This window comes from Streptomyces sp. NPDC047706 (genome assembly GCF_043204795.1).
Lineage (GTDB): Bacteria > Actinomycetota > Actinomycetes > Streptomycetales > Streptomycetaceae > Streptomyces.
The window spans coordinates 43,661-68,237 of sequence record NZ_JBIDCW010000008.1 but is presented as its reverse complement, the minus strand read 5'-3'; the positions used below and the strand labels follow the sequence as shown (position 1 = coordinate 68,237).

Genomic DNA, 24,577 nt, shown 5'->3' with positions numbered 1-24,577 from the left:
GTCCGGCTCAAGGGCTGGGAGTCATCGGAGGATGTCCCCGGCCGTCAGGAAGGCCGCCAGCTCACCCCGAGTCGGCAGTAGCTCGCAGTCCCCCGGCACGGACACGGCGTACGCGCCCGTCGCGCAGGCCGTCCGGAGGCGTTGGGCAGGGTCGCCGCCCTCCAGGTGCTCTGCGAGGTAGCCTGCCACGAAGGCGTCGCCGGCTCCGACGGTGTCGACGACGGAAACGGGCAGCGCCGGCTCGACGTGCGTCACGCCGTCGAGCCGGGCGGTGCAACCCTGGGCGCCGGTCTTGATGACGGCCTCGGCCGGGCCCATCGCCGCCAGGTCCATGGCCAGACGTTCGGGGGCATCGGCTCGGGAATGGAGGACGAGCTGGGCTTCCTCGATTCCGGCAAAGACGATGTCCGCCGCTGCGACGAGTTCTCGCAGTTCGGGTCCGGCGGTATCCCGGTGCCAGAGCTTGCTGCGGTAGTTGACGTCGACACTGACGAGCACGTCGTGCGCCTTGGCGGCGGCGACGGCGTGCCAGGTGGCTTCGCGGGCGGAGGTGCTCAGGGCTGGGGTGATGCCGCTCAAGTGCAGGATCGCGGCCTGCTGGACCGTGTCCACGGGGATGTCGCGGGAGGTGAGACGGGATCCGGCCGATCCGGCGCGGTGGTAGTCGACGTGGACCACGCCGGCGGCCCGCTGGTGGCGGACCATGAGGCCCGTGAACGACGTGTCCCGCACCGCGATGGTCCGGATGCCTTCGGCTCGCAGACGGCGGTCGACGAGGTCCCCCGCAGCGTCGCTTCCCACGCGTCCGATCCAGGTGGCCGGAGCGCCGAGGCGTGCGACTCCAATGGCGACGTTGCTCTCGGCGCCGCCGACGCCGAAGGTGAAGTCGCGTGCGTGTTCCAGGGTGCCGATGCCGGTCGCGGCGACCAGCCCCATCGTTTCGCCGAAGGTGAGCAGACCGCCCGCGGTTCGCGTTGCGGGGGCGGTGAGAGGGCGCGTCACCGTGCCGCCCGGGCTTCGGTGACGGCGTCGACCGCTTGGCGGCTGCGGGCGGCGAGGTCCTTGTCCACGCCCTCCGTCGCGGCCGCGCCGATGAGAGGTGTGCCGAGTCCCACGGCGGCGGCACCGGCCGCCATCCATCCCGGAATGTCGGTCAGGGAGATGCCCCCGGTCGGGATGATGGGGATGTCCGGCAGAGGACCGTGCAGGTCGGAGATGTACCGGGGCGAGACGGCCGAGGCGGGGAAGAGTTTCACAGCGGGCGCCCCGGTGCCGGCCGCGGTGTGGATCTCGGTGGGGGTGAGCGCGCCGGGGTAGGTGGCGATGCCTGCGGCGCGGGCCGTACGGACGACATCGCCGGCCGCGACGGGCGAGACGACGAATGTGGCGCCGGCGTCGGCGCACGCCTGTGCCTCGCTGCCGGTCAGGACCGTTCCCGCCCCGATGACCGCCTCGGAGCCGTATGCGGCCTTGAGGTCACGGATGCACCGCAGGGCGCCTCGGGTGGTGAGAGTTATCTCGATGGCGTGGATTCCCGCGCCGAGCAGCGTGTCGACAACGGCCGGGAAGTGCGCGGTGGTGGGCGCGCGGAGGATCGCGATCAGGCCGCGGGCGAAGATCTCCCGGGTGACCGGGCATTCCGGCTGCGCGGGCGATGAGCTGTTGGCGCGGTTCACTGGTGCTTCGTGTCCTGTCTGTAGTGAGGGCTCTGCTTCTGAACACGGCTGTGTGGCCCCTCTGGTGCGGTCGAGGGGCCACAGCCGCGGACATCGGCCACGAGCTGCAGGCCCGGGCCGGGCCCACGGGTGCGCCGGGCCGACGTCGGGGCGCACCTGCCGTCCCACGGCCTTGGCCGCGAGGCCGTCCGGCCGGGCGTGGTCCGTTCCTTCCGGGAGTGCCGGGCGGCAGGAGGGCAGGGGGCGGGGTGGGTGTGCGGCACTACTCGCTGTACGGTGCGTCGGAGGTGCCGGGCCTCCTTACCCGAGGCCCGGCACCGTTCGCCGTCAGGAGTGAGTGACCTGGAGCTTGTAGACGGTCACCTGTCCGTAGTTGGAGCTGCTGCACGGGGACGAGTTGCCGCAGTTGGCCTGGGTGTAGCCGCCGGCCTTGAAGTAGTTGCCGGACGCGGTGTGCGGGATCGTGGTCTGGAGGACGCCGTTGTAGTAGACCTTGATCTGGCCGCCGCTGACGACGAACTTGCCCTCGAAGACCGTGTTCAGCTGGTAGTTGCTGGTCACCAGCTTGTGGTGGGTGTTGTCGCCCTTGGTGATGTAGAGGCTGGTGCCTTCCAGACGGAAGACGGTGACGTCGTCGTCGCCGTCGTGGATCTGCGCGCCGACGACGTGCGGCTTGTCGTTGGGAAGCTTGTTGAACGCCTCCCGGAAGGTCATGGTGTGGGTGCCGGACGTCGCCGACCAGGAGGCGTTCTTGGTTCCGTTGTCGGTCATCTCGCGCAGCTCGGCGCGCCCGTAGCTGGAGTTGGGTGTCGTGACGGCGTTGACCGCCGACCGGAACTGGACGCCGGTGCACGCGGAGTTCACGGTGAACCAGGGGCTGGACGAGAAGGTCGCAAGAGCGGGCTGCTTGACCTCGGTGGGCGAGCCGCTGGAGCCGGTCGGCAGGGTGACCTTCCAGTTGGTCAGGTTGAGCTGCTGGGCGGGGTAGTCGCAGGGGGCGGCGGCGGTGGCGGTGCCCGCGGTGGTGAGCGGGAGGGTGAGGGCGGCCAGGGCGGAGAGTGCGGCCACGCCTGTGGTGGCGAGAGTGCGCTTGCGGGTGCGGTTCATGTCTGCTGATTCCTCACTGTCGGTCGTGTCGGGTGCCTTCTTCTGCGGTCAGCAGGGGCGCGACGGCTCGTACTCGTTCCCGTAGGTGCCTGTCGCGTCGCCGCCGGTGTTGCCGGCCAGGGTGTTACCGCACACCCGGCCCTGCGGGGTGGCTTCGAACTTGATGCCCCCCGCAGTGTTGGAGAGGAGGACGTTGTCCTCGATGGTGTTGTGGATGCCGTCCGTGGGGGTGTCGCCACCGACCCGGACGCCAGCTCCGACGTTGTGGTGCGAGCGGTTGGCCCGGAACGTGTTGCCGCTGCCACGCGCGTCCAGGCCCGCGGAGTTGGGGTCACGCTGACCTGTGCAGTCGTTGTGCTCGACCAGGTTCGCGGTGGAGTTCTCCTTGATGTCCACGCACTCGTTGCCCTGGGTGTCGATCCTGTTGTGGTGGATCCAGTTGTCGCGGCTGACGTCCGGCCGGTCGTCCGGGGCGCCGTTCATACCCTGCTGCTCGGGTGCCGTGCCCAGGTAGATGCCCTCGCCCACCTTGCCGCCGTCGGCGAAGCGGAAGTCCCACACGCCGCATCCGGTGATCCGGTTGTGGGCGACCTCTGCGCCGGTGACCAGGTAGCGCAGTCGTACGCATTCCTCACCGGCGTTGCGGAAGGTCATGCGGTCGACGCGCAGGCCGTCGACACCGTCACCTGGTGTCGCGCTCATGACATACAGCAGTTTTTTGCGGTAGCCGGACTTCTCGGTGGCGTCGCCGACCAGGCCGTCGACGGTGAACCCGGTCAGCCGGACGCTGTCGTGCTGGATCTCCCCCACTGCTCGGCCGGCGCCCGTTCCCTGGACCACGGCGGACCGGGGCCCGCTGATGGTAACCCCGGGGCTCCGGCTGACGAAGTCCTGAAGGTACCGTCCCGGTGCCAGGTGCACGGTTGTTCCGGGGCCGGCCACGTCCAGGGCCCGCTGGATGCCGGCGAAGGGCGCCTTGCGCGTGCCGGGGTTGGTGTCGCTGCCTTGCGGTGAGACGTAGACGTCGTGGGCACCCAGGGGTGGGACGCCTGCCCCGACCGGGGGCGCGACGGCGGCCACCGCGGGAACCGAGGCTCCCGTCAGAACGAGTAAGGCAGCGGCGGAAACGGCGTACCGAGTGACTCTCATGCTGGATTCCTCTTCTTGACGGGCGCGTGGAGGGAGAGGGCGAGGAGCAGGGGGATGGTGGGTCCGAGCAGTAGGGGGCCGAGGGGAACGGGCAGGACCGCAAGGGGGGCGAGCAGCAGGACGAGCAGGAGGGCCAGACCGCGACGCGGCGAACCGAAGGCCAGTGCGGCCGCGCGGCGCCGGAACTCGTCGGAGGCGTTCACGGCGATCCCGGCCGCGAGGGACAGGGAGTACACCGCCAGTGTCGCCAGCAGGACGAACTGCACGGGGAGCAGAACGAACGCGGCCGGCCCTCCCGTACTGAGGAGGAAGAGACAGTTCACCACGAGGAGGGCGGTCAGGGCGCTGGCGGCGAGTCCGTCCTTCCACAGGGCGCGCCAGCAGCGCGGGAAGGCACGCAGCGTTCCGGTGAAGGGGCGGCCTCCGCCGTCACGCCGCCAGTCCTGCAGTGCCGTCGCCGCCGCGGCCAGCGCCGGGAGCCAGGTGACCACGCCGAGTGCCAGCAGGCAGAAGGCCGCGCCCGCCAGTGCCGGCTGTGCGACGAACTCCATGGCGCGCAGGGCACCTCGCTCCCAGCCCATCATCTTGGTGTGCCTCCTAGGCGTCGGCGGTACGGGCGGGCAGTAGCCCGGTGAACGGTTCGTCGTTCCGCAGTGTGACGGTGCCGTCGATCTCGACACGACGCGCCCGTACGGCGGCGGTGCGCGTGCCGGAGAGGACGACCGCCGCGGCGTCGGCGCTCACGCGTTCCGTCTCGATGACCCCGGCCAGGGGGGCGAGGAGGACCAGTTCGGTCTCGTCGCCCTGGCCGACGGAGACCGCGTGGCCCTGGTCCGAGGGCAGGAGCACGGCCGGGAGGGGGTGCGGGTCCAGCGCGCCCGTACTGTCGAGGACGGTCAGGAACCTGGCCGTGCCGGTCCTTGGCGTCGTCAGGCGCAGGGTGTGCAGCGTCTTGCTGACCTTGAGGCTGGGGGTGCTGGAGGTCGGGTTCGCCTCGACCTCGGTGCGGTGGCGTGTGGCCGCGGCGTCGGTGGGAAGCAGCCGGGTGAGCCGTGCGCTCGCGGGCCCCGATTCCAGGCGCCAGCCGTCGGGGTCCAGCTGTGTGGTGGGCCAGTCGGTGTGCAGCAGATAGGTCCACTCTCGCGGTGCGTCGGCCTCGAGTTCGTCGAGGATGACGACCCGCCCCAGCGGCGTCACCACCAGTGTGCGGTCGACGCGCCGTACCCCCAGTCGTTCGGGGAACATCGCGGCGGACTCCGCCGTGGCATGGGCGAATCCGTCCTGGGCGAGCACGTCACGTACACGTGCCTGGCGCTCGTGCGGTATGCCTTCGTAGACGTGGTAGCGGCCCTCGTCCGCCCAGCCCTCTCCGTCGACCAGGATCAGGTTGTGGTGCGCGGCGCGCTTGTGGTTGCTGTATCCCTCGTCCACCGCGAGGAAGGCGCCGTGCGCGTGGAGGACGAAGGCGCCGGCGTCGGGGTGGTGGTGGCCCGCGCTCATGGCGTCCCAGCCGCCCGCGGCTTTCAGCCGGTGCCCCTCCTCCCAGGCCCGGTGTCCGCCGCCGGGCGCGGCCTTGAAGCTGACGCAGGTGGCCGCGTCGTCCCATCCGGTGCGCGCCGTGATCTGCCCCAGGTCCGGGAAGTAGGCCGTGACGGGCTCCAGGTCGGGTGCGACGGGTGTCACGTGCGGGTCGTACCAGAGCAGTTCGAGGAAGGCTTCGGGCATGACGCCGGGCCGCACACCCGATTCGTATGCCTCGCGCCAGAAGTGGCGTTCCGCGACCAGGTTCCCCAGCCACTGCGCCGTGCCGTTCCGGTAGGCGGAGGCCAGACGGTAGTAGAGGGCGACGCTGTGGCCGCTGCGCCGGTCATGGCAGTCGCCGTGGTCGATGTTCTCCTCGAAACCCGGCACGCTCTGGTGCAGGCGCCAGCGTGTGGTGTTGCGCAGGAAGCCGCCGACCGACCACAGGCCGGTGTTCTCCTGGTTCTCCACGAGGTCGGTGTGGATGGCGAGCCACGGCACGCCGTACCGCCAGTACACGACGCCTTCCGCGTCTGAACCGTCCTCGGGAAGCATCTTGAGGACGGTCTCCAGGTTCGTCCGGGCTGCCTTGCTCCACTCGGGGCGTCCCAGGGCGTAGCCCGCGGTGGCGATACCGGTCCAGCAGATCCAGTTGTGGTTCTGCCAGTACGCGCTCGACCACCAGCGGCCCGTGGTCTCCTCGGCGAAGGAGTACAGCCGCTCGCCCTGGAGTTCCAGTTTGGCGCGCAGAATCTCACGCCGCTGCGGCTCCAGGTCCTCCCCCAGCCAGGAGTAGGCGAGGGAGAGCCCGTGCAGCAGCCAGCCAGCGTCGAGGTCGTGGTCGGGCATGTGGGCGCGGCCCCAGTGGGGGAAGGCGGCGCAGGCGGAGATCCAGCGCCACGCCTCCTCAAGATAGCCGCGCTGGCCCGTGAGCCGGTAGGCGAGAGCGAGGTTGGCCGCGGCGGGACCGAAGTAGGTGATGCTCGCCTCGGGGTGTTCCGCGGGCGGGGTCTGCCGTCGATACCAATCGCACTGCTCGTGCAGCCTTCGCCACTGGGCGGCGTGGGTGCCGTTCAGTTCGCCGCGCAGCGATTCGAGTCGTCCCTCGAGAAGCAGCATGGGTTCTCACGCTCCGATGGGATGGGTGGCGACGGTTCCGTCGGCCAGATCGATGTGGACGGTCCGTTCGGACAGGCTCACCCGGCGGACGGAAGGAGTGGCGTCTGCGGCCTGGTAGACGGAGACGAACACGGCCCGCCGGCCGGTCAGCGACCAGTCCACGCCCTGCCGTGCCCGCGCGGGATCGTCGGCGGTACCGGGATGGGTGACCACGGTGAACTCGGCCGGTGGCCGGGCGACGTGGCAGCCCGTCAGGACGGCGGAGTCGCCGTCTCCCCAGACGGTGCGGGCCCGGTCCAGGCCCTGGGCCACGACGTCGAGCTCAGTGCCGGGGCGCAGCTGTGCGGTGAGACGACACTCGGCGGAGGCTTCCAGGACGAGGATGTCGAGCAGGTAGCGCCGGTCCTCGACCACCTGCCTGGTCGCCGTCACCCCGTCGTAGGCCTGGTCGCACCGGCCGGTGTCGCCGTCGAGCACGGCGTCGCAGGGGCGCTGTTCCGTTTCGTCCACCCGGAAGGTGGGGTGGGCCGCCGTGCTCGCGTAGTGCTTCCTCAGGCCCTGATGGGCGTACGGGACCTGGCCGGGGTCCGGTTGCCAGGCGGTGCCGTCGTCCGCGTAGAGGTAGAGCGACAGCTTGTCACGGTGCCCGTGGCCGCCGCCGTGCGGCCCGGCGTCCAGTACGGCGTGGACGCCCGTGGACCGGAAGACCGCGAACCCGGCGTCGGGGAAGGATGACCGCTGAGCCGGCGTGGGAAGCGGGCCGCCGGCGAACCACCCCTCAAGGTCTTCGGGAAGGCGAGCGGTCGAGTCGCGTTCGGCGGCCTGCGCCACCCACTTCAGCGGATCGCCGGCGAACAGCCGCCCCGTAAGCGCGGCCACCTCCCGGATCTCCGCCGCCTGTCCGGCACGCCGGTACGGGCCGTCGTGGAGCGCGGGCAGCGTCCCGTCCGGGGCGGCCACGCCGGCCAGCGCCGAGACCATCGCGCCCAGGACCCCCGCCATGTCGTCCGGTACCTGGTCAGGACGGGCGCCACGCAGCGCGAGCAGGTAGGCGCGCAGGACGAACAGGTGGTAGTAGGTGCTCGCCTCCCATTCCCAGCCGTCCCTGTGCACCGACACGCGCATGTGGGCGCCGAGGCCGTACTCCTCCGCCAGGCGTACCGGGTCGGGGACGGTACCGGCGATCACGTCGAGGGCACCGTGGCAGGCGATCTCCGCGGCGGCGAGCCAGGCCGTGTAGTTGGAACGCGCGTCTCCCTTGCGCAGGAGTTCGCTTCGTGCCCTGCCGGCCGCCTCCCGCAGTGATTCCAGCAAGGGGACGAGCGGGCCCAGAGCGGGGCCGGCGTCGCGATGGGAGGCGAGGGTGCGGGCCGCGTGGGCGATGTTGACCGCCCAGATGGCTTCGGTCAGCGCCTGGTGGAAGAGCCGGCCGCGCAGCATCCAGTCGTCGGCGCCCGTGTGCACGCCCGGCAGGCCGGCGTAAAGCTCGGCGTACCGGTGCAGCGCGGTGACGGCCTCGTGACGCTCGGCGGGCGGCCCGGCGGCCAGGTGCCGCAGCCGCTGGGCGATCGCCTGGTGTGCCAGTACCGTCCTCGCGCCCCGTACGGCGTCGGTGTCCAGGCGGCAGCCGTAGCGGCAGGCGGCACCGTTGGCGGGGAACGCTCCGGCGAGCAGGTCACCGTGGTCCAGTTCGACGCCGTGGGCGGGGCAGACGTACGCGTGCCACCACCCGCCGGCTTCCCGGGGGACGGTCAGCGCGGCCATGCGCCACCGCCGATGTCGAAGGTGGCTCCGGTGACGTACCCGGCCTCGTCGGAGGCGAGATAGACGGCCGCACCGGCGACGTCCTCCACGGTGCCCGCCCGCCCGATGGGCAGCTTCTCCACCATGCCGCGCCGGGCCTCGGGCGCGGTGAACGTGCCGTGGAAGGCGGTGTCGCCGATGTATCCGGGAGCGAGCGCGTTGACCGTGACCCCGGAGCCGCCGATCTCCTTGGCCAGGCCCTTGGCGAAGCCGATCACACCGGCCTTGGCCGCCGCGTAGGCGGTTGCTCCGGGACCGCCGCCGTCGTGAGCCGCCTGCGAGGCCATGAGAATGACGCGTCCTGCGGGCCCGGCGTCCCGTAGGTGCGGCAGGGCCGCCCGGCACGTCCGGAAGGCGGAGGTGAGATTGACGTCGATGACGCTGTGGAAGTGCTCCTCGGTCATCTCGGAGACCGGGACACGCCCGACGAGATGCCCGGCGTTGGCGACGACGATGTCGAGACCGCCCAGAAAGGTGATGGTCTCGTCGACCAGGCGCTCCACGGCCGCTGTGTCCGTGACGTCCGCCGCGACGGCCGTGGACTTGCGTCCGAGCCCGTTGATCTCGGCCACGACGCGCTCCGCCGCGTCGGCGGAGTGCCCGTAGTGGACGATCACGTCGGCACCCGCCCGGGCCAGACAGAGCGCGACTGCCGCGCCGATGCCGTGGCCTGCGCCGGTGACGAGCGCACGGCGCCCCGTGAGGTCAAAAGGCATGAGAGGTTCTCCAGAGAGATATCGAGGTGAACAAGAGGGCTACTTGATGCCGGAGTTGGCGAAGCCCTGGACGAAATAGCGTTGCGCGAGCAGGAACAGCGCGACCATCGGGATGGTGGCGAGTGCCGTGCCGGCCATCAGGTAGGCCCAGGCGTTCTGGTCGGCCTGCTGGAAGGCCGAGAGCCCCACCTGGATGACGCGCAGGTCGGTGTCGGTCGTGATGATCAGCGGCCACAGGAAGTTGTTCCAGCTGCTCTCGAAGGTCAGCAGTGCGACAGTGGCGATGGCCGGCTTGACGAGAGGCGTCATCACCCGGGCGTAGATCCCGAACTCCCCCATGCCGTCGATACGGGCGGCCTCCTCCAGCTCGCGGGGCAGGGAGAGGTAGAACTGTCGGAAGAGGAAGATGGCGAACGGGGTCAGCGCGCCCGGAATGATGAGACCCCACCACGAGTCCAGCCAGCCGTGGCCGCCTCGTCCGAGATAGTCGTTGCCGCCGAAGAACGGGATGCCCTTGGCGATCAGGTACTGGGGGATGATCTTGGTGTAGCTGGGGATCATCATGGTGGCCAGCACACCCATGAAGATGATCGTGCTGCCGCGGAACTGGATACGAGCCAGGGCGTAGCCTGCCATGGAGGCCAGCGCCAGATTCAGTGCCGTGTGTCCGATCGAGATGAAGAGGCTGTTGCGGAAGTAGGTCCCAAAGGGAGCGTACTCGAGGGCTTCGGGGTAGTTGTCCCAGTCCCAGATCTCGGGCAGCAGACCAGGGGGGTAGGAGGCCAGGTCCGGGTCCGTCTTCAGCGAGGTGATGATCATCCAGAGAAAGGGGATGGCCATCACCAGCGACACGGTGGCGAGCACCAGGTGCAGTGCCACGCGTCGCAGTCGCCGGGTCAGCAGTGGTCTGCCGGTGCGCGGGGGCGCCACGGGAGCGACGCCGGGAGTGAGCTTCTCAGCGGACATCGTCTTCCTTTCCGGTGAGACGCCGGCTGATCAGCATGAGCACCAGCAGGAACACGAACAGCACCACGCTCTGCGCGCAGGCCGCACCCATGTTGAACTCCTTGAACGCGGTGCGGTAGATCTCGTACGTCATGACCGTCGTCGAGTTGTCTGGCCCGCCGTCGGGCGTCAGCACGTAGAGCTGGTCGAACGCCTGGAAGGAGTCGATGATCGACACCACCAGGACGAAGAACGTCGCCGGCTTCAGCAGCGGCAGGGTGATGGCGAAGAACTGCCGCACCTGTGAGGCGCCGTCGATCCTCGCCGCCTCGTACACGTCCTCCGGCATGGACTGCAGGGCGGCCAGGTAGATCAGCATCTTGATGCCGATGCCCTTCCAGATGCTCACGATGATCACGGCGGTGAGCGCCCAGTCGGGGTCGGCCAGCCAGACCGGTCCGTCGATGCCGACCCAGGCGAGCATCGTGTTCACGACACCGAGCCGGGGTTCAAACATCCACATCCACACCAGGGCGATCGCCACGGTCGCGGTGACGTGCGGCATGAAGACGGCCGCACGGTACCAGGCCGAGCCTCGCAACTTGACGTTGAGCAGGAGTGCGAGAACCACGGCGATCGCCATGGCCACCGGCACGGTGAAGAAGGTGAAGATGACGGTGTGCCAGATGGAAGAGTTCCACGTCGGATCGCCGAAGATCTCCCGGAAGTTGTCCAGACCGTTGAAGGTGACCGTGTTCGCGAGGACGTCGTAGTCGGTGAACGCAAGGACGAACGTGGCGACGACGGGGATGCCGATCCACCACACAAGATGGATGACCGAGGGCGCGAGCAGGAAGAAGGCGGTGCGGCGCCGTTCGTGACCGAACTTACGCCGGCGGCGGGGGCGGTCGCTGCGTGGCGCCGCCGCCTTCGATCTGGTGAATCGATGCACTGACGGGTCGGGCCGTTTTCCCGTGTCAAGGGTCGGTTGGGTGGGCATCGGCGTCACGCCCCCTTGGCGATGATCGCCTCGGCCTTCCCGGCCAGTTCCCGCAGGGCGTCGGCGGGGCTGGACTTGCCGAGCAGGGCGCCTTCCAGGGCGGGCTTGAACTCCTCCCGAATCTCCAGCCAGGTGGGCACCCCGCCCTCGGAGAACGCGTGGTCGAGGTTGTCGACCGCGAAGGAGACGAGCTTGTTGCTCCTGACGTAGTCGGAGTCGGCCGCACTCAGGACCGCCGGGATGTTGCCGCGCTGCTCGGCCGCCTTCGGCGAGACCTCCTCCCCGGAGAGGAACTCCACCAGGGCCTTGGCCTGTTCGGGGTACTCCGTCTTCGCGGACAGGGTGGCCAGCGTGCCGCCCTGGAACAGCGCGGGACGCTGCTGGTTCAGCATGAACCCGGCGACCCTGTCCTCGGCGATCAGCTCCGGGGCACTTTCGGACAGCTGTCGCCACATGTCGTTGTGGCCGACCATCATCGCCGCGCGGCCCTGGACGAGGGGGGCGACGACAGCTCCCTTCTGGGTGAAGCCGTAGTCCTCGGTCTTGTCCGTGCGGATGATGTCGACCATCCACTGCAGGGCGGCCACAGCCTCGTCCGAGTCGAAGACGGGCTTGCCGTCGGCGAACAGGTCGCCGCCGTGCGCCCACATGAGGGGAAGGTAGGTCTGGCGCAGGTCGTTGCTGAGGATGTCCACGCCGGCCCGGGTCAGCTTCCCGCCCTTGCGGACCGTCAGCTCCTTGCCCATCTCCCTCAGCTCGGTCAGGTCCTTGGGCGGCGCGTCGATTCCCGCCTCGGCCAGGATGTCCTTGCGGTAGATACCCATCCTGGTGTCGAGCAGGATGGGGCGCGCGTACGTCTTGCCGTTGTAGATCCCGGGCTGCACCACACGCGGGTTGTACGTGCGGTCCAGCTCGGACCGACTCGTCCCCAGGTCGGCCAGTACACCGTTATCGACGAAGGGCGGGATCCAGCCGACCCCCATCAGCATGACGTCGTAGGGCCTGCCACCCACGATGGAGGTAGCAAGCTTCTCGTTGAGCTTTCCGTACTCGGTGTAGTCCACCTGGACGCTGACACCGGGGTGGTCCTTCTTGAAGTCGGCAAGCAGCGAGGTGAGCAGCTTCTGGCCGTCGGCACGGTCGAAGATCGGGGTGAGAAGGCGCAGGGACGCGTCACCGCCGCCCTTCTTCTGGGGCGCGGGGCCGCCACAGGCGGACAGGGCGACACCCGCTGCGGCCGCGGCGCCCAGCCCGAGAAGCCTTCTTCTGGACAGAGCGGAAGTACGTGTACGCATGAGGACTCCTGGGCGGCGAGAGTGCACACTGAACGGCTGCTGCACTTGCGGTAGAGTTAGTGCATCGATTTACTGGTGTTTCGATGCACGAGACACTAGGAACGGCCGCACAGGCTGTCAACAGTCCGGAAACAATTCGTTCTCATTCACAGGGAGAGGCCAGTGGCGGGGGTAACGATCTACCAGGTGGCGCAAGAGGCGGGAGTCTCCCCGAGCACGGTCTCCAACCTGCTCAACGGCCGGACCGGCAGGATGCTGCCCGAGACGCGGTCACGGGTGGAGGCGGCGATCCGCCGCCTCGGCTACCGTCCCAACCGCGCCGCCCAGCAGTTGCGCACCGGGCGGATCCAGATGCTCGGCCTCGTCGTGCCGTCGGTGGCCAATCCGTTCTGGGGTACCTTCGCCCGGCACCTCGAAGCGGCGGCCCTGGCGGAGGGCTTCTACATGCTTCTGTGCAACAGTGAGCGGGACCCTGACCGGGAGCGCCGCTACGTCGAGGAACTGTGGGGCGACGGCATCGGCGGAGTCGTGCTGTGCTCCTCCCTGCCCTCACTCGACCACGTGAAGCCGACCGTCGAGGCCGGGCTGGGGCTGGTCGCCTTCGACCGCACCGCACAACCCGGCGACCCACACAGCGTGGTGAACATCGGGACCGACAACGTTCTCGGCATGCGCCTGGCGACAGAACACCTCTTGGAGCTGGGGCACACGCGCCTGGCTTTCGTGTCCGGTTCGATCGGCAGCGTCAACCGTGCCGAGCGGTACAGCGGGTTCCGGCTGGCTCTGGACGCCGCCGGCCTACCCCCGTCCGCTGGCATCGTGTGGTCGGGAGCCGACACGGTGGACTTCGACGACCGGGACACCGCCGAACTCGGGCGGGTCGCGGCGCGGGAGATCCTCGCGGCCCCCAATCCGCCGACCGCGATCGTGGCCATCAACGACATGTGCGCGCTCGGCGTCGCCACGGGCGCTCGGGAAGCAGGCCTGGTGGTCGGCCGTGACGTCTCCGTGACCGGCTACGACGACATCATGCTCGCAGGTATGGCCATGCCCGCGCTTACCACGGTGCGGCAGCCCGTACAGGAGATGGCGGCCACCGCGTTCGCCAAGCTGCGCCAGGTCATGGACGGGGACGGCAGTGAGTCCGGTCATTCCATTCTGCATCGGCCCACGCTCGTGGTCCGCGACTCGACCGCGGCACCCGTCGTGGTCACGGTCTCATAGGCGTGCCGCCCCCCTCCCGGAGCTGTGGTCGGACGGCCCACGGCCTGCCCGCACGACATGACACGGCGCGGGAGCCGGTCACGCGAGCCGCTTGCGGACCGGCGGCTGCCGCAGCCGCTCGGTGCCGGACAGCCGACACGTCCGCGGGTGAGCCATGGCCACGAACGGGAGCAGAGCCACCGCTGCCGCGCACCGGACGGCGACAAGGAGGAGAACCCAGTTGAGTACGGGACGAGGACCCGGTTCCGCCCCCAGAGCTCGTCTGCTGTCCTCGCTGAAGATCAGGAACTATCGCCTCTTCTTCCTCGGCCAGGTCGTGTCCAACAACGGCACCTGGATGCAACGCATCGCCCAGGACTGGCTGGTGCTCAGCCTCACCGGTTCCTCGACCGCCGTCGGAATCACCACTGCCCTGCAGTTCCTGCCGCTGCTGATCTTCGGCCTGTACGGCGGCGTCCTCGTCGACCGCCTGCCCAAGCGGCCCGTCCTGGTGGCCACTCAGGCGGCCATGGCCGTCACCGCGCTCGTCCTCGCCGCCCTTACCCTGACCGGTCACGTCCTCGTCTGGCATGTGTACGCCGCCGCCTTTTCCGTCGGCCTCGCCACGGTGCTCGACAACCCGGCGCGCCAGTCGTTCCTCTCCGAACTGGTCGGCCCCGGCCAGCTGCGGAACGCGGTCGGTCTCAATTCGGCGAACTTCCAGTCCGCCCGCCTGGTCGGGCCGGCTGTCGCGGGACTGCTGATCACCGGCGTCGGTACCGGGTGGGCGTTTCTCCTCAACGGGGTGTCCTTCGCCGCGCCGCTGACCTGCATGGCGCTGATGCGTACCCGGGAGCTGCACGCCGTCGAACGCGCCCCACGGGGAAAGGGGCAGCTGCGCGAGGGACTGCGCTACGTCGCAGGCCACCCGGAGTTGGTGTGGCCCATCGTCCTGGTGGGCTTCTTCGGCACCTTCGCCCTGAACTTCCCGGTCCATCTCTCCGCCTACGCGAACGACGTCTTCGATGCCGGCGCAGGCGTCTACAGCCTGTTCAACACCCTGGTCGCGGCAGGCTCGCTGGCCGGAGCGCTGCTCACCGCCCGGCACGAGTCCGCGCGGCGGAGACTGCCCTTCATCGCCGCGCTGGTCTTCGGCGTCGTGGAGATTGCGGCCGCCGCGGCGCCGACCATGTGGAGCTTCGCCCTGCTGATGATCCCCATGGGACTGTTCGCCATGGTCGTCAACGTGGCCACCAACGCCACGATGCAGACCACCGCCGCCATGACCGTGCGGGGCCGGGTCACGGCCCTGTACATGATGGTCCTCCTCGGCGGCGCTCCCCTCGGCGCTCCGGTGGTCGGCTGGATCACCGACATCTACGGAGCACGCGTCGGCCTTGCCGCGGCCGGGGCCGTGGCGGCGGGCACCGCCGCGGCGACCGGACTGCTGCTCGTCAGAGCCGGCGGTCACCGTGTGGCGATCGGCTGGCGCCACCATCGGCCGCAGATTCGGGTCGTGCCCCGAAACCGGGAAGCGGCCGCCGAACTCCTCCCGTGACTGTGCCGCGCGGCCCCACGAAGGCACATACCGAGGTCGAAGCCTCCTCGACTGCCGCCCCGACGGAGACTGCGAGGACCCGGTGATCACCACCGCGGGGCAGCGTCCGGGCCGCTGTCGTCGAGGCCGACGAAGCCCAGGTCGACGATGGCTCCGAGGCCGGCCGCGCGGAGATGGCCGGTGAGTTCGTCGTGTCGGCAGGCGGTGATCTCTGATGTCCGCCCCGGGCCGGGCCGCGGAGACCCATTCCAGTCGGCCCCGGTCGTCGGTGAGCGCGATCACGAGCAGGCCGTGTCATTTGTTCTTGCCCGAGTAGTTCTTGCGGTTCCCGGCCCCGGTGCCCCGCCGGGTACGGCGATCCCCAACTCTTCCCGCTCGGCCCCGACCTCCCCCAGCCGCTTGGCCAACTCCTCGGCGAGCGCGTCCAGCTCGCTACGGCGAGCCGTGATCCGCTCCAGATCGGACATCCCCACCCCCTCCCCGCGATCGACGGCGCATCGACAACTGGGAAAAGGGCGCCGTCACGTCCCTGCCAAGCCGCAGAAGCGTGCGGTGAGACGGGGGGTGGCGGCGCCTCCGGGACCGCTCCGGGACTTGTGGCCGGGCTTCCGGCCGCCGCGCAGAGCGCTCATCGTTCCTTCGAGCGGGCCGCTGGTCCGGTCCTGCGTCCGCCGCGCTCTCACAATGCGCCGCGGCGGGAGGCCGCTTCAAGGTCTGTGAGCAGGTCGTCCAGCACCGTTTCCTCCTCGACCCGGACACCGCACTCGGCGAGCGCGACGGCCAGGGCGGGGTCCCAGGGCGTTGCGGCGGGCGGGCCCGTCAGGTCCCGGGCCTCGGCCGCTGCGGGCACTGCTGCCCGGTAGTCGACGGCCGTGTAGCGCCACGGCTGCCAGGGAACGCTTCGCGCCAGTGCTGCGGCGATGCGCACGCCACCCCAGTCGAAGTCGCCGTGGTGAAGAAGGCGGGCCCCCCGGCTGGACAGGTCGCGCAGCAAGGTGAGCGCGGCGGCCGACGGCTGGCCCTGGAGGCACACCATGGGCGGGCACAGCGGGCCGAGGGTGTCGGCGGCGGCGGACAGCACGGCCGGGTTCTCGCAGATGTGAACGGTTCCCGCCGCGGGAACCGTGGCAACCGGTGCGCGACCGGTGAGGGAGCGGAGCGTCAGCACCGCAGGCTCCCCCGCGTCGGCCATCCAGTCGAGGGGTGGAGTACCGCGCATGTTGAGGGTGAGGACGGTCGAGGACAGGTCGTCCTTGAGCAAGCCCGCCGAGGCCCACGCCTCCCGCCGCCACTGCGCACCGGAGCCGTCGGGGAAGCCGGTGAGGCTACGGATGCCGGACAGGACGAGAGTGGCGAGCGGCGTCCCCTCGTCCAGCGCATGGGCGCCCGAGAGGTTCCGTGCCGCGAACGTCGCCCGCGATGCCGGAGGTGACGCGGGCAGCGCACGCAACGCGCGCACGGCGGCCTCCACCAGGGGGCCCGCGGCCTCCGGCGTACGGACGAGGCGCCGTACGAGACCGTCACGGCGGATTCGCTCGGCCCAGTGGACCAGCTCCCCGTCGAGGACGCCCAGCGGGGCGTACGCCTTCTCCCAGGCCTGTTCCTCCCTGTTCCGTGTCTCGGCCTGGAGTACGACCGGGCCGGTGAGGGCGACGACGGCCACCGCCAGTCCGCCGGGGCTGACACCGGAGCGACGCAGGATCTCGTCCACGGTGGCGAGGCGCACGCCGAGGGAGCCACTGGAGCGTGGCGTACGTCCCAGCAGGCGTTCGGCGGCCCGCCGTTGGGATGCGTCGGGGCCGGACAAGGTGACCGTGCCCGTCAACGGCCGGCCGCGTTCCATGCGCCGCCGCACGCGGTCCACGAACCAGGCAAGGCCGGGATCGCCGAGCAGACGTCCGAGGCGCTCGGTGTCGACGTCGGTCCGGGCCTGTGCCGGTGGCGGCCCGGCCGGCACCGCATCCTCGGTGGCGTCCGGCCGTGTCGTGCGTCCGGCCGCCGCCGGGCCCGCGTCGCGGTGGGACTGGGTCTTTGCATGGTTCACGTCCACAAGGACCCCTGCCCGCCGGCGCTGTCGACGACGGCGGTCCACCCTGGCGCGCCGGAAGGACTCACCGGCCCGTCGGCCCTCTCGACGGAGTCGCCGGCACCGGCGGCCGGCCCGGGCGCGTCCGGCCCGGCACCGGGCTCGGGGCCGCGCCGCCGTGCGCCGCCGTCCCATTCCCACCGCGTCACCAGTACGGCGTCGATGTCGTCGACGCGGGAGAGCTGGGCGATCGCGATGCCCGGCACCTGGGGGTAGCAGGCCCATTCACGTTCGCTGGTCATGACGACATCGAGGTCGAAGGCGCGGAGCAGACCGAGGCACTTGGCGCGCGAGTCGTCGTCGACGCCGGCGAACGCCTCGTCCAGGGTGACCAGGCGCGGGGCGTGCGCGCCGCCCGCGCTCGCGTAGTGCGAGGACGCGGCGGCGAACAGGGGTACGGACGCGGCCAGTACCCGCTCCCCGCCCGAGGCGGGTCCGGTGGCCGGGACCCACTTGCCGTGCTGGTGGCGTTCGACACCGAACTCGTGCCAGGACCGGTAGTCGAGGGCGGCGGTGAGGTCCTCCAGCCAGCTGCCGGCGCTGTCGCCGGCCTGCCGGTGGGCGATCTGCTCCTGGAGGAACGCGCCGACCGCGGCCCGGTCCTCCGGCGACCACGCGTCAGCGGACTGCCGCAGCCGTTCGCGGGCCTGGGCCAGTCCCTGCGGGGCGCGGCGGGACGCTCTCCACACCAGCCGCAGCTTCATCCCCGTGGACGTCGGGCGCTCCTCCAGCTCCCTGTTCATGGCGGCCACCTGCCGTTCGGCCGTCCCGATCAGTTCCTGGAGCGTCCCGGCGACCTCGGTGATCAGATGGGTCTGAAGGATCTCGCGTTCGCGTGCGGACAGGATGCGGGTCAGTTCCGAGACCTCCACGGACAGTGCCTCGGCGAGTTCGGGCACGGCCCGTTCCCGGCCCTGGTAGACGATGTCGACCCGCATGCCGTCCTCGCTCGGGCGGGCGGTGGCGGTGTGGCCGTGCCGCGACAGCGCGTCCTGGAGCCTGCCGAACTCCTCGCTCAGCCGCTTCTGCACACGCTCCCAGGCCGCGTCGGTGTCGTCGATCGAGGCGAGCCGTGACTCCACGGCGCGCGCGAGGGCGATGGCCGGGGTCGCCGCCCATGTCCCTCCGCCGTCGTCCGGTACGGCGAGATCGGGTAGCGCGACGTCGAGCAATCCGGTCGCGGCGAACCGCTGGAGCGCGGCGACGGCTTCGTCACGGGCGGCGGTCGCCTCGGTGACGTCCTCGGCGAGCTGCTCGATGCGTCCCTCGGCGCGACTGGCCCGCCGGTCGGCGTCACCGTACTCCTCCCGGGCCCGCCGCTGTTCCTGCTCGCAGGCCCGGGCCGCCTCGGCCGTCTCCTCCAGCTGCCTCTGCAGCTCGGCGACGGCCGCACCGACGGTGGAGCGCAGCGTCGTGAGGTGTTCGTCCGCCGCCGCGGCGATTCGGGCCGCTTCCGTGGCGCGCCGCGCGAGTTCGGACACGAGGTGTTCGGCCCTGTGGGTCTCTCCTGTTCGCCGGTCACCGCGCGCTCGGCCTCGGCGCGTTCACGCAGTGCGGGCCACAGGGCCGCCAGGAGGGCGGCGTGGTCGGCGAGCGCCTGTCGCACGGCGCCCAGTGCCCTGTGGTCGGCAGGGAGGTGCAGGGCGGCCGCGGTGTCGGTGAGTTCGGTCGCCGCACGCTCGGCCCGTCGCGCCGCCGGAGCCAGTTCCGCGGCCCGTTCGTCCCGCCGGGCGCGGGCGCGGCGGACCGTTTCGGCCGCGGCGGTGACGCGTGCGTGGGCGTGCCGCAGGTCGTCGTCGCCGGGCAGTGCGGCGAGTTCGGCGTCCAGCGCGGCACGGCGCCCGGCCACGGCGCGGGACTCCTCGGCCAGCCGTTGGCGCTCCGCCGTCAAGCCGTCGATCCCGGCGCGCAGTTCTGCGATCCGGACGCGACGTGCCTGCTCCCGCGCTCCTTCCCCCACGTACTGGGCGCTGTCCTTGGCCCAGCTGCCGGTGAGCGCCCCGACCCGGAACCGCCCGTCCGCGCGGACCCACGTGCCGTGGTCACCGGCCTCCCAGGAGGCTTCGCCGGGCCCGTCTGCGTGGCCCGTGGCCAGCCCGATCGAGGCGAGCAGGCGCGCCACCGTCTCCTCCCCCACGGCGGCGGCCCCCGGCTCCGCGGGGTCGACCGCCGGGCACAGCGCGCGGTCGAGGCCGGTCCCGCCGAGCGGCCCGACCGGGTCGAGCAGCACGTCGTGGCCGTCCGCCGCGACCGCGGAGCCGTCCGGCCGCACCCAGGCGTCGAGGAGCCCCGACGCCTCCAGCGCGGCTTCCAGTCCCGCGCGGTCGGCCTCGGAGAGGTGCGGGCGGAAGTCGACGAGCCGCCACAGCGGAGCGCCGGGCTCCCGGTCCCGCACGCCGGGTGTGCGCGTGGGCGGAGCCGCGGGGCCGCGCTGTCCACCGGTTTCGAGAGTGGTCAGTTCCTCTGCCGCCAGCCGCTGCCGCTCCGCTCTCCCGGCCTCGCGGTGGGCCAGTCCGGCCGCCCGGTCGGCCAGGCGGGAGGCGGCGGCGCGATGCGCCTCGCCCGCCGCCGTACGGGCGGGCAGCGGGCCGTCCGGAGAGCTCGCCCAGTCCTGTACGGCGTCCAGGACCCCGGGCAGCCCGGGCAGCCGCAGCTCCACGCACCCGGAAAGGTGCTCCCGTACGGCTGTGACCAGCGCCCGCCCTGCCCGGGCGAGGGCCTCCTCCGCCTCGGCCAGCCGTTCCCCGCCGTGCACGACCTCCTCGTCGGCCTCGTCGGCGCGCAGCCGGGCGGCCCGGTGCCGCTCCTCGGCCTGCTCGGCGCGCGTGACGAGTTCCGCCACGTGCTCGACGGCGCGCCGCCTGCTCGCGGCCGCCTCGTCCGCCTCCCGGCGCAGCACCGCGTCGGGGGCTCCCTCCGTCCTGGGGACGTCGAGCCGGGCGGCCGCGGCGCTCTCGGCCACCCGGTCCCGGACGCCGTCCAGTGCCTCCCGGGCGGCCGTGAGCCGGCCCTCCGCGGTGGCGAGCCGGCCCAGGGCCCGGGTGTGCGCCTCGGCCGCCGTACGCCGGTCGGCCTCGGCCCGCTTCAGCTCCGCGGCCGTGCGGGAGGCGTCGTCCGCCGCACGGTCGAGCGCGCGGGCATCGCGCATCTCGGGCCGGGACCGCAGCGTGGCGTCCTGAGCGGCCAGCCGGGCGGCCCGCTCATCGAGGGCGGCCACCCTGCGACCGGCCTCCTCGCGGTCCGCCACGGCCCGGTCCCGGTCCGCCTGTGCCCTGGCGAGTTCCCGTTGCAGGTTCTCGTACCGGGCGTGTTCACGGCGGGGCAGACGGGCGCGGCGCCGGGAGGCGAGGCGGGCGTAGCGGCGGTAGTGGTCGAGGAACGCCGAGGACGCCTGTTCGGCCTCGCGGGCCGCCCGCAGTTCCTCCTTCTCCTCGTCCAGCGACCGGAACGCCTCCGCCGCGTCGGCGACGACTGCCTGGTCCATCGGCGGCAGCGCCTCGGTCAGTGCCCGGGACAGGGCGGCCTCGCTGGGGCGCTTGGACAGCTGGGGCTGGCGCAGCTGGATCAGGAGGTCGACGAGGGCGCCGTAGCGCCGCTCCCCCAGCCCGAACAGGGCTTCGTCGACCGCCCTGCGGTAGGCCTTGGCGGTGTCGTACACCATGCCGTGACCGCCGACGGCCTCGGCGAGCCGGTCCCGCGACAGTGCCGTCCCGGTCGCGTCCAGCAGGTCGAGGCCGGCGCCGATCCGCTGGCCGGTGACCGCGAACCAGTGGCGGGCGATGCCGCGGCCGGCGACCGCCTTCAGTCCGCACAGCAGGGTGCGGAAGTGTGCCTCGCCCGTGGTGCCGTCGAGCCGTCCGAACTCGATCCAGGTGTAGCCGAGCCGTTCGGGGTGCGGGTGCGCGCCGCCCAGGAGCAGGTTCCACTCCATGCGCTTGCCCGGGTCGCCGTCGGGTTCGACGCGGCGGGCGGACAGGTCACCGTCCAGGAGGAACGGCAGGGTGAGGGCGAGCACCTTCGACTTGCCGGTGCCGTTGTTGCCGCGCAGCAGCAGCCGGCCGTCGCGGAACCAGAACTCCTCGACGTCGTAGTGGAAGAGGTCGACGAGTCCGATACGCAGGGGACGCCACCGGCCGGGAGCGGGAGCGGGGAGCGCGGGGCCGGGCGACCCGGCTCCGTCAGGCGCGGTCACGGGGTGGTTCACCTTTCGTCCTGCACGGGCTGCGCGGGTTGCGCGGGTTGCGCGGATTGTTCGGGTTGTTCGGGTTGCTCGGGTTGCTCGGGTTGCTCGGTCGTGGCGGGCCGGCGGGCCGGTCCGGGTTCCCTGACGACGGGATCGCCGACCGCGTACCGCGCGAGGGCGGGCCGCGGTACGACGCCCCGTTCGGTGCGCTCGGCAAGTCCCAGCGCCACCAGCCGGGTCAGCGCCTGCTCGACGAGTTCGGGCTCCGCGCCCGGTTCCCTCGCCGACTTGGACCAGAACCCGCCGTGTTCCACGGCCAGTTCCCGTACGCGGGCCGCCAGTTCCGCCGGTTCCACGGGCCCGTCCGCCCGGGCCAGGTGCCCCGCCAGCAGCAGGGTGATGTGACCGCGGGTGCCCTGTTCCGGCATGCGCGTGTCCGTGAGGTCGTCCATCGGGTCGACCATGGCGATGCCCTCGGCCCGGACCTCCGGGACGAGTCCGGTCAGTTCGTTGATGCGGGCGGTGATGAAGCCGCGCTGCCGGGTGAGGTAGGCCAGTTCCTCGTCGGTCAGGTCGTCGTAGTACAGCACCGGGTCGTCCAGGAGGATGCGGGTCAGCTTCCAGCGGACCGCCCGGAACCTGAGCTCCTCGCTGTCGAGCGCGGTCCACGCGGTCATCTCCATCAGGCGCTCCTCGAAGGTCTCGGACTCGACCATGGAGGGGCCCCGCAGGGACGCGGGCATCCCGGCCAGCACACGCCGCCGCACGTCGTACAGCACGTCGCCCGATCCGCTGACGTAGGCGTCCTCGTCGCCGGCCACCCGCCGCAGCACCCCCAGCCGCAGCAGCAGACGGACGACGGCCGCGAGGTCGACGCGCTCGTCGCGCCGCTCCAGAGTGAACGTGATGCCGGCGGCGGCGAGTTCGGGATCGGCGGCGGCCAGGACGACCTGCTCGGCGAGGCGTCCGAGCGCGACCTGCGACTCGCCCCGTTCCAGCGCGGCCAGGGCCAGGCAGAGCAGGACGTAGCGGCGGCGGGTGAACGGCAGGGCGCTGCGGGTGGCCTCGCGCGCCGGGTGCGTCGCGTCGGTGAGGGTACCCGGCGTCTTGCGCAGCCGTGCGGCGTCGGCGTCCGTGCGCAGCATCCAGCCGACGTTGCGTTCGAACCACTCCCGCAGTTCGGCGGCGTGCCGGCGCACCAGCCGGAACTCGTCGGCGTACGGTCCGTCGGCGGTGAGCAGCGGCTCCTTCAGCAGGGCGCGTGCGGCCTTCTGGAGGTCGGCCTGCCGCTGGCCGTCGAGGACCTCGGCGAGGGGGCCGTTCATCGCTCCTCCGCGGGCCGGGGAGCGGTGTCGCGCCGGGGGGCGGGGAGGTGGAGGGAGACGGGTGCCGATGGCGGTACGGTCCGGTCGCCGTGCCCCACCGTGAGGTCGACGATGTCGATCAGGTGGTCGGGGCCGAAGAACACACCGTCGGGGGTGTGTACTTCGGCCGTCGATCCGTCGTCGAGGGCGGTCAGCCGGATCTCCATCGAACCGTCCCCGCCGGTGGCCGCGGTGGTGGTCGTGCCCGGCCGCCAGGTGGCGAGCGCGTCGCCGAGCAGCCGCAGGAACAACTGGAAGGCGAGCGGGTCGAGTTCGCCGAGCTGGGACAGCCGCACCGGCCCGCCCGTCACGAGGCGGTCCCGGGCCCTCCTCATCTCCTCCGTCTGCCGGGCGGCGATCTCGGCGAGCCGGCGCTTAGCCTCGCCCCGGTCGGCCACCCGGCGCGGCCTGCCGCGCCGTTCGTAGCTGCCGGTGCGGCGCAGCTGGGGGCTGATCCGCAGCGGTCGCGCCCCGCTCCACGGAGTGGAGGCCGGCTCCGGGGAGGCCGTCCGTTCGGCGAGGGTGTCGGCGTCGACGGTGAGGTGCCGGGAGGAGTACAGCGCGAACGCCACCCGCCAGAGCCGGTGCCGCGCCTCGTCGTCCGGCGCCTGGGCGAACCAGCGCGCCAGGGTGCGGAAGTCGGCCGAGCGGTCCGAGCGTCCGGCCCGCCGCTCGTTGAGCTGCCGTACGACGGCCAGGAGCTGCGGGACCGAACCGAGCGCCCGCCCGCGCAGCAGCCTGGCCTGCGACTCGCGTCCCTCCCCCGAGACGAACCACTCGGCGAGCCCGGACCACCGCGCGGCCCACCGCTCGTACGCCACCGCCTCCGCCCGCCCGGCGTCCTCGGGAGCGGCGTCGGCGGCCTCGCGGACTGCGGCCAGCCGCAGCAGCGGAGCTACCCGTTCCTGCTCCTCCAGTTCCCCGATCAGCAGCGCGATCCGCCCGCCGAGGGTGATGAGGTCCTGGATGAACCGCTCCAGGTACTGGATCAGCCGGTCCTTGTAGGCGAGGAACGCCTCGACCTCGATGTCGTGCAGGTCGATGGTGCGCTGGAGCGAGCCCATGAAGGCGCGGGCGTTGTCGGCGAGGTCGGTGAACCGCGCCGTCAGCACGGACAGCGCGACGTATGCCTTGGCGGGGTCGGGCTCGTCCTCCGCGGCGATCACCAGGAGCGCCCGTAGCTGCGTGACGATGTCGTACAGCGCGACCGCCTGGAGTTCGCCGCGCCGCCCCAGCACCTCGTCGTACGTCCCCAGCGCCGCCTCGGCCGCCTCACCTGCCCGGGTGAGCTGGTAGATGAACCGCCTGCGGTAGAAGTCCTCGACCGCCGTCACCCGCGCGTGGTCGGGGTCGGCCCGCAGGTTGCCCCACTCCACGAGCTTGTCCAGCGCCTGCGTCACCGCTTCGAGGTCGGCGGGCCGGTTCCCCGCGTCCAGCGCGGCGTGCACGTCCTCCGGCCGCAGATGCACCGCGAACCGCTCCTTGGCGGCGAGGAAGGCCCGCATGACCTGGCGGTAGAGGGGGGCGTTGGGGGTGGTGAGGTGGGCGAACGGGGTGTAGTCGCTGGAGGTCATCTCGCCGCATTCTTCCACCCCGGTCACGGGCTCACGTGGGGGTTGCCGGCACGCGCTCCGCCCCGACCGTCCTGCGCGGGCCTTCGGGCCTGAGGTGCCGGCCCCAGCGGGTGGCGAGCGCCGCGACGGGAAGCGGCGCTCGGCCGCCGGTGTCCTCGGAGCCGGGGGCGGGCGGCGCTTCCGGTCCGGGCGGCATGCGTTCGGTGCGGGTGCCGGTGACCTCGAACCCGATCGTGCGGGCAGGTTCGCTCGGGATGTGCTGGTGGGCTGGGGAGTTG

Annotated in this window: 16 protein-coding genes and 1 pseudogene; 2 read left to right on the top strand and 15 right to left on the bottom strand. The window is 71.7% G+C overall.

Annotated elements, in window-relative coordinates:
• Nucleotides 1–21: 21 nt before the first annotated feature.
• The 11 genes from ACGF8A_RS11885 to ACGF8A_RS11835 all read right to left on the bottom strand — a co-directional run bounded on the left by ACGF8A_RS11885 (nucleotide 22) and on the right by ACGF8A_RS11835 (nucleotide 12,331).
• On the bottom strand, nucleotides 22–1,002 hold the full coding sequence (locus tag ACGF8A_RS11885) for a sugar kinase (RefSeq protein ID WP_393106853.1): 981 nt from the start codon (nucleotides 1,000–1,002) through the stop codon (nucleotides 22–24).
• On the bottom strand, nucleotides 999–1,676 hold the full coding sequence (locus ACGF8A_RS11880) for a bifunctional 4-hydroxy-2-oxoglutarate aldolase/2-dehydro-3-deoxy-phosphogluconate aldolase (protein ID WP_393106850.1): 678 nt from the start codon (nucleotides 1,674–1,676) through the stop codon (nucleotides 999–1,001). The genes ACGF8A_RS11885 and ACGF8A_RS11880 overlap by 4 nt, the downstream gene beginning before the upstream one ends.
• Before the next feature lie 327 nt (nucleotides 1,677–2,003).
• Nucleotides 2,004–2,783, bottom strand: a complete 780-nt coding sequence (locus ACGF8A_RS11875) for a polysaccharide lyase family 7 protein (RefSeq protein WP_393106848.1) — start codon at nucleotides 2,781–2,783, stop codon at nucleotides 2,004–2,006.
• Nucleotides 2,784–2,831: 48 nt separating this feature from the next.
• The gene (locus tag ACGF8A_RS11870) at nucleotides 2,832–3,932 is read right to left on the bottom strand and encodes a DUF1565 domain-containing protein (RefSeq protein ID WP_393106846.1); all 1,101 of its coding nucleotides are present in this window, start codon (nucleotides 3,930–3,932) and stop codon (nucleotides 2,832–2,834) included.
• On the bottom strand, nucleotides 3,929–4,516 hold the full coding sequence (locus ACGF8A_RS11865; protein WP_393106844.1) for a hypothetical protein: 588 nt from the start codon (nucleotides 4,514–4,516) through the stop codon (nucleotides 3,929–3,931). The genes ACGF8A_RS11870 and ACGF8A_RS11865 overlap by 4 nt, the downstream gene beginning before the upstream one ends.
• Before the next feature lie 13 nt (nucleotides 4,517–4,529).
• Nucleotides 4,530–6,572, bottom strand: coding sequence for a hypothetical protein (locus ACGF8A_RS11860; protein WP_393106841.1), 2,043 nt, complete (start codon nucleotides 6,570–6,572; stop codon nucleotides 4,530–4,532).
• A gap of 6 nt (nucleotides 6,573–6,578) precedes the next feature.
• Nucleotides 6,579–8,336 (bottom strand): heparinase II/III family protein, encoded by a 1,758-nt coding sequence (locus ACGF8A_RS11855; RefSeq protein WP_393106839.1) that lies wholly within the window; start codon nucleotides 8,334–8,336, stop codon nucleotides 6,579–6,581.
• Entirely contained in the window at nucleotides 8,324–9,091 is a 768-nt protein-coding gene (locus ACGF8A_RS11850; protein WP_393106837.1) for an SDR family NAD(P)-dependent oxidoreductase, read from the bottom strand. The genes ACGF8A_RS11855 and ACGF8A_RS11850 overlap by 13 nt, the downstream gene beginning before the upstream one ends.
• A 39-nt stretch (nucleotides 9,092–9,130) precedes the next feature.
• Entirely contained in the window at nucleotides 9,131–10,057 is a 927-nt protein-coding gene (locus tag ACGF8A_RS11845; protein ID WP_393106835.1) for a carbohydrate ABC transporter permease, read from the bottom strand.
• A complete protein-coding gene (locus ACGF8A_RS11840; RefSeq protein ID WP_393106833.1) occupies nucleotides 10,047–11,036 on the bottom strand; it encodes a carbohydrate ABC transporter permease in 990 nt (329 codons plus the stop codon). The genes ACGF8A_RS11845 and ACGF8A_RS11840 overlap by 11 nt, the downstream gene beginning before the upstream one ends.
• A gap of 5 nt (nucleotides 11,037–11,041) precedes the next feature.
• On the bottom strand, nucleotides 11,042–12,331 hold the full coding sequence (locus tag ACGF8A_RS11835; protein ID WP_393106831.1) for an ABC transporter substrate-binding protein: 1,290 nt from the start codon (nucleotides 12,329–12,331) through the stop codon (nucleotides 11,042–11,044).
• A 162-nt stretch (nucleotides 12,332–12,493) separates the two neighbouring features.
• Between ACGF8A_RS11835 and ACGF8A_RS11830 the strand changes: the two genes are divergently transcribed.
• Together ACGF8A_RS11830 and ACGF8A_RS11825 are read left to right on the top strand one after the other, a co-directional pair.
• Nucleotides 12,494–13,555 carry a LacI family DNA-binding transcriptional regulator gene (locus ACGF8A_RS11830; RefSeq protein WP_393106829.1) on the top strand — a complete coding sequence of 354 codons (1,062 nt, stop codon included), beginning with the start codon at nucleotides 12,494–12,496 and terminating at the stop codon, nucleotides 13,553–13,555.
• A gap of 220 nt (nucleotides 13,556–13,775) precedes the next feature.
• On the top strand, nucleotides 13,776–15,092 hold the full coding sequence (locus ACGF8A_RS11825) for an MFS transporter (protein WP_393106827.1): 1,317 nt from the start codon (nucleotides 13,776–13,778) through the stop codon (nucleotides 15,090–15,092).
• 679 nt (nucleotides 15,093–15,771) lie between these two features.
• Here ACGF8A_RS11825 and ACGF8A_RS11820 read toward each other — a convergent pair.
• From ACGF8A_RS11820 to ACGF8A_RS11805, 4 genes and pseudogenes are all read right to left on the bottom strand, one after another.
• Nucleotides 15,772–17,136 (bottom strand): TIGR02679 family protein, encoded by a 1,365-nt coding sequence (locus tag ACGF8A_RS11820; RefSeq protein ID WP_393106825.1) that lies wholly within the window; start codon nucleotides 17,134–17,136, stop codon nucleotides 15,772–15,774.
• Nucleotides 17,133–21,370 (bottom strand): annotated as a pseudogene (locus tag ACGF8A_RS11815) (TIGR02680 family protein). Before ACGF8A_RS11815 ends, ACGF8A_RS11820 begins: the two are co-directional and overlap by 4 nt.
• Nucleotides 21,371–21,378: 8 nt before the next feature.
• Nucleotides 21,379–22,686: a TIGR02678 family protein gene (locus ACGF8A_RS11810; RefSeq protein ID WP_393106823.1), complete on the bottom strand. Its 1,308-nt coding sequence runs from the start codon at nucleotides 22,684–22,686 to the stop codon at nucleotides 21,379–21,381.
• Nucleotides 22,683–24,299, bottom strand: a complete 1,617-nt coding sequence (locus ACGF8A_RS11805) for a TIGR02677 family protein (RefSeq protein WP_393106821.1) — start codon at nucleotides 24,297–24,299, stop codon at nucleotides 22,683–22,685. The genes ACGF8A_RS11810 and ACGF8A_RS11805 overlap by 4 nt, the downstream gene beginning before the upstream one ends.
• Between the last annotated feature and the right edge of the window lie 278 nt (nucleotides 24,300–24,577).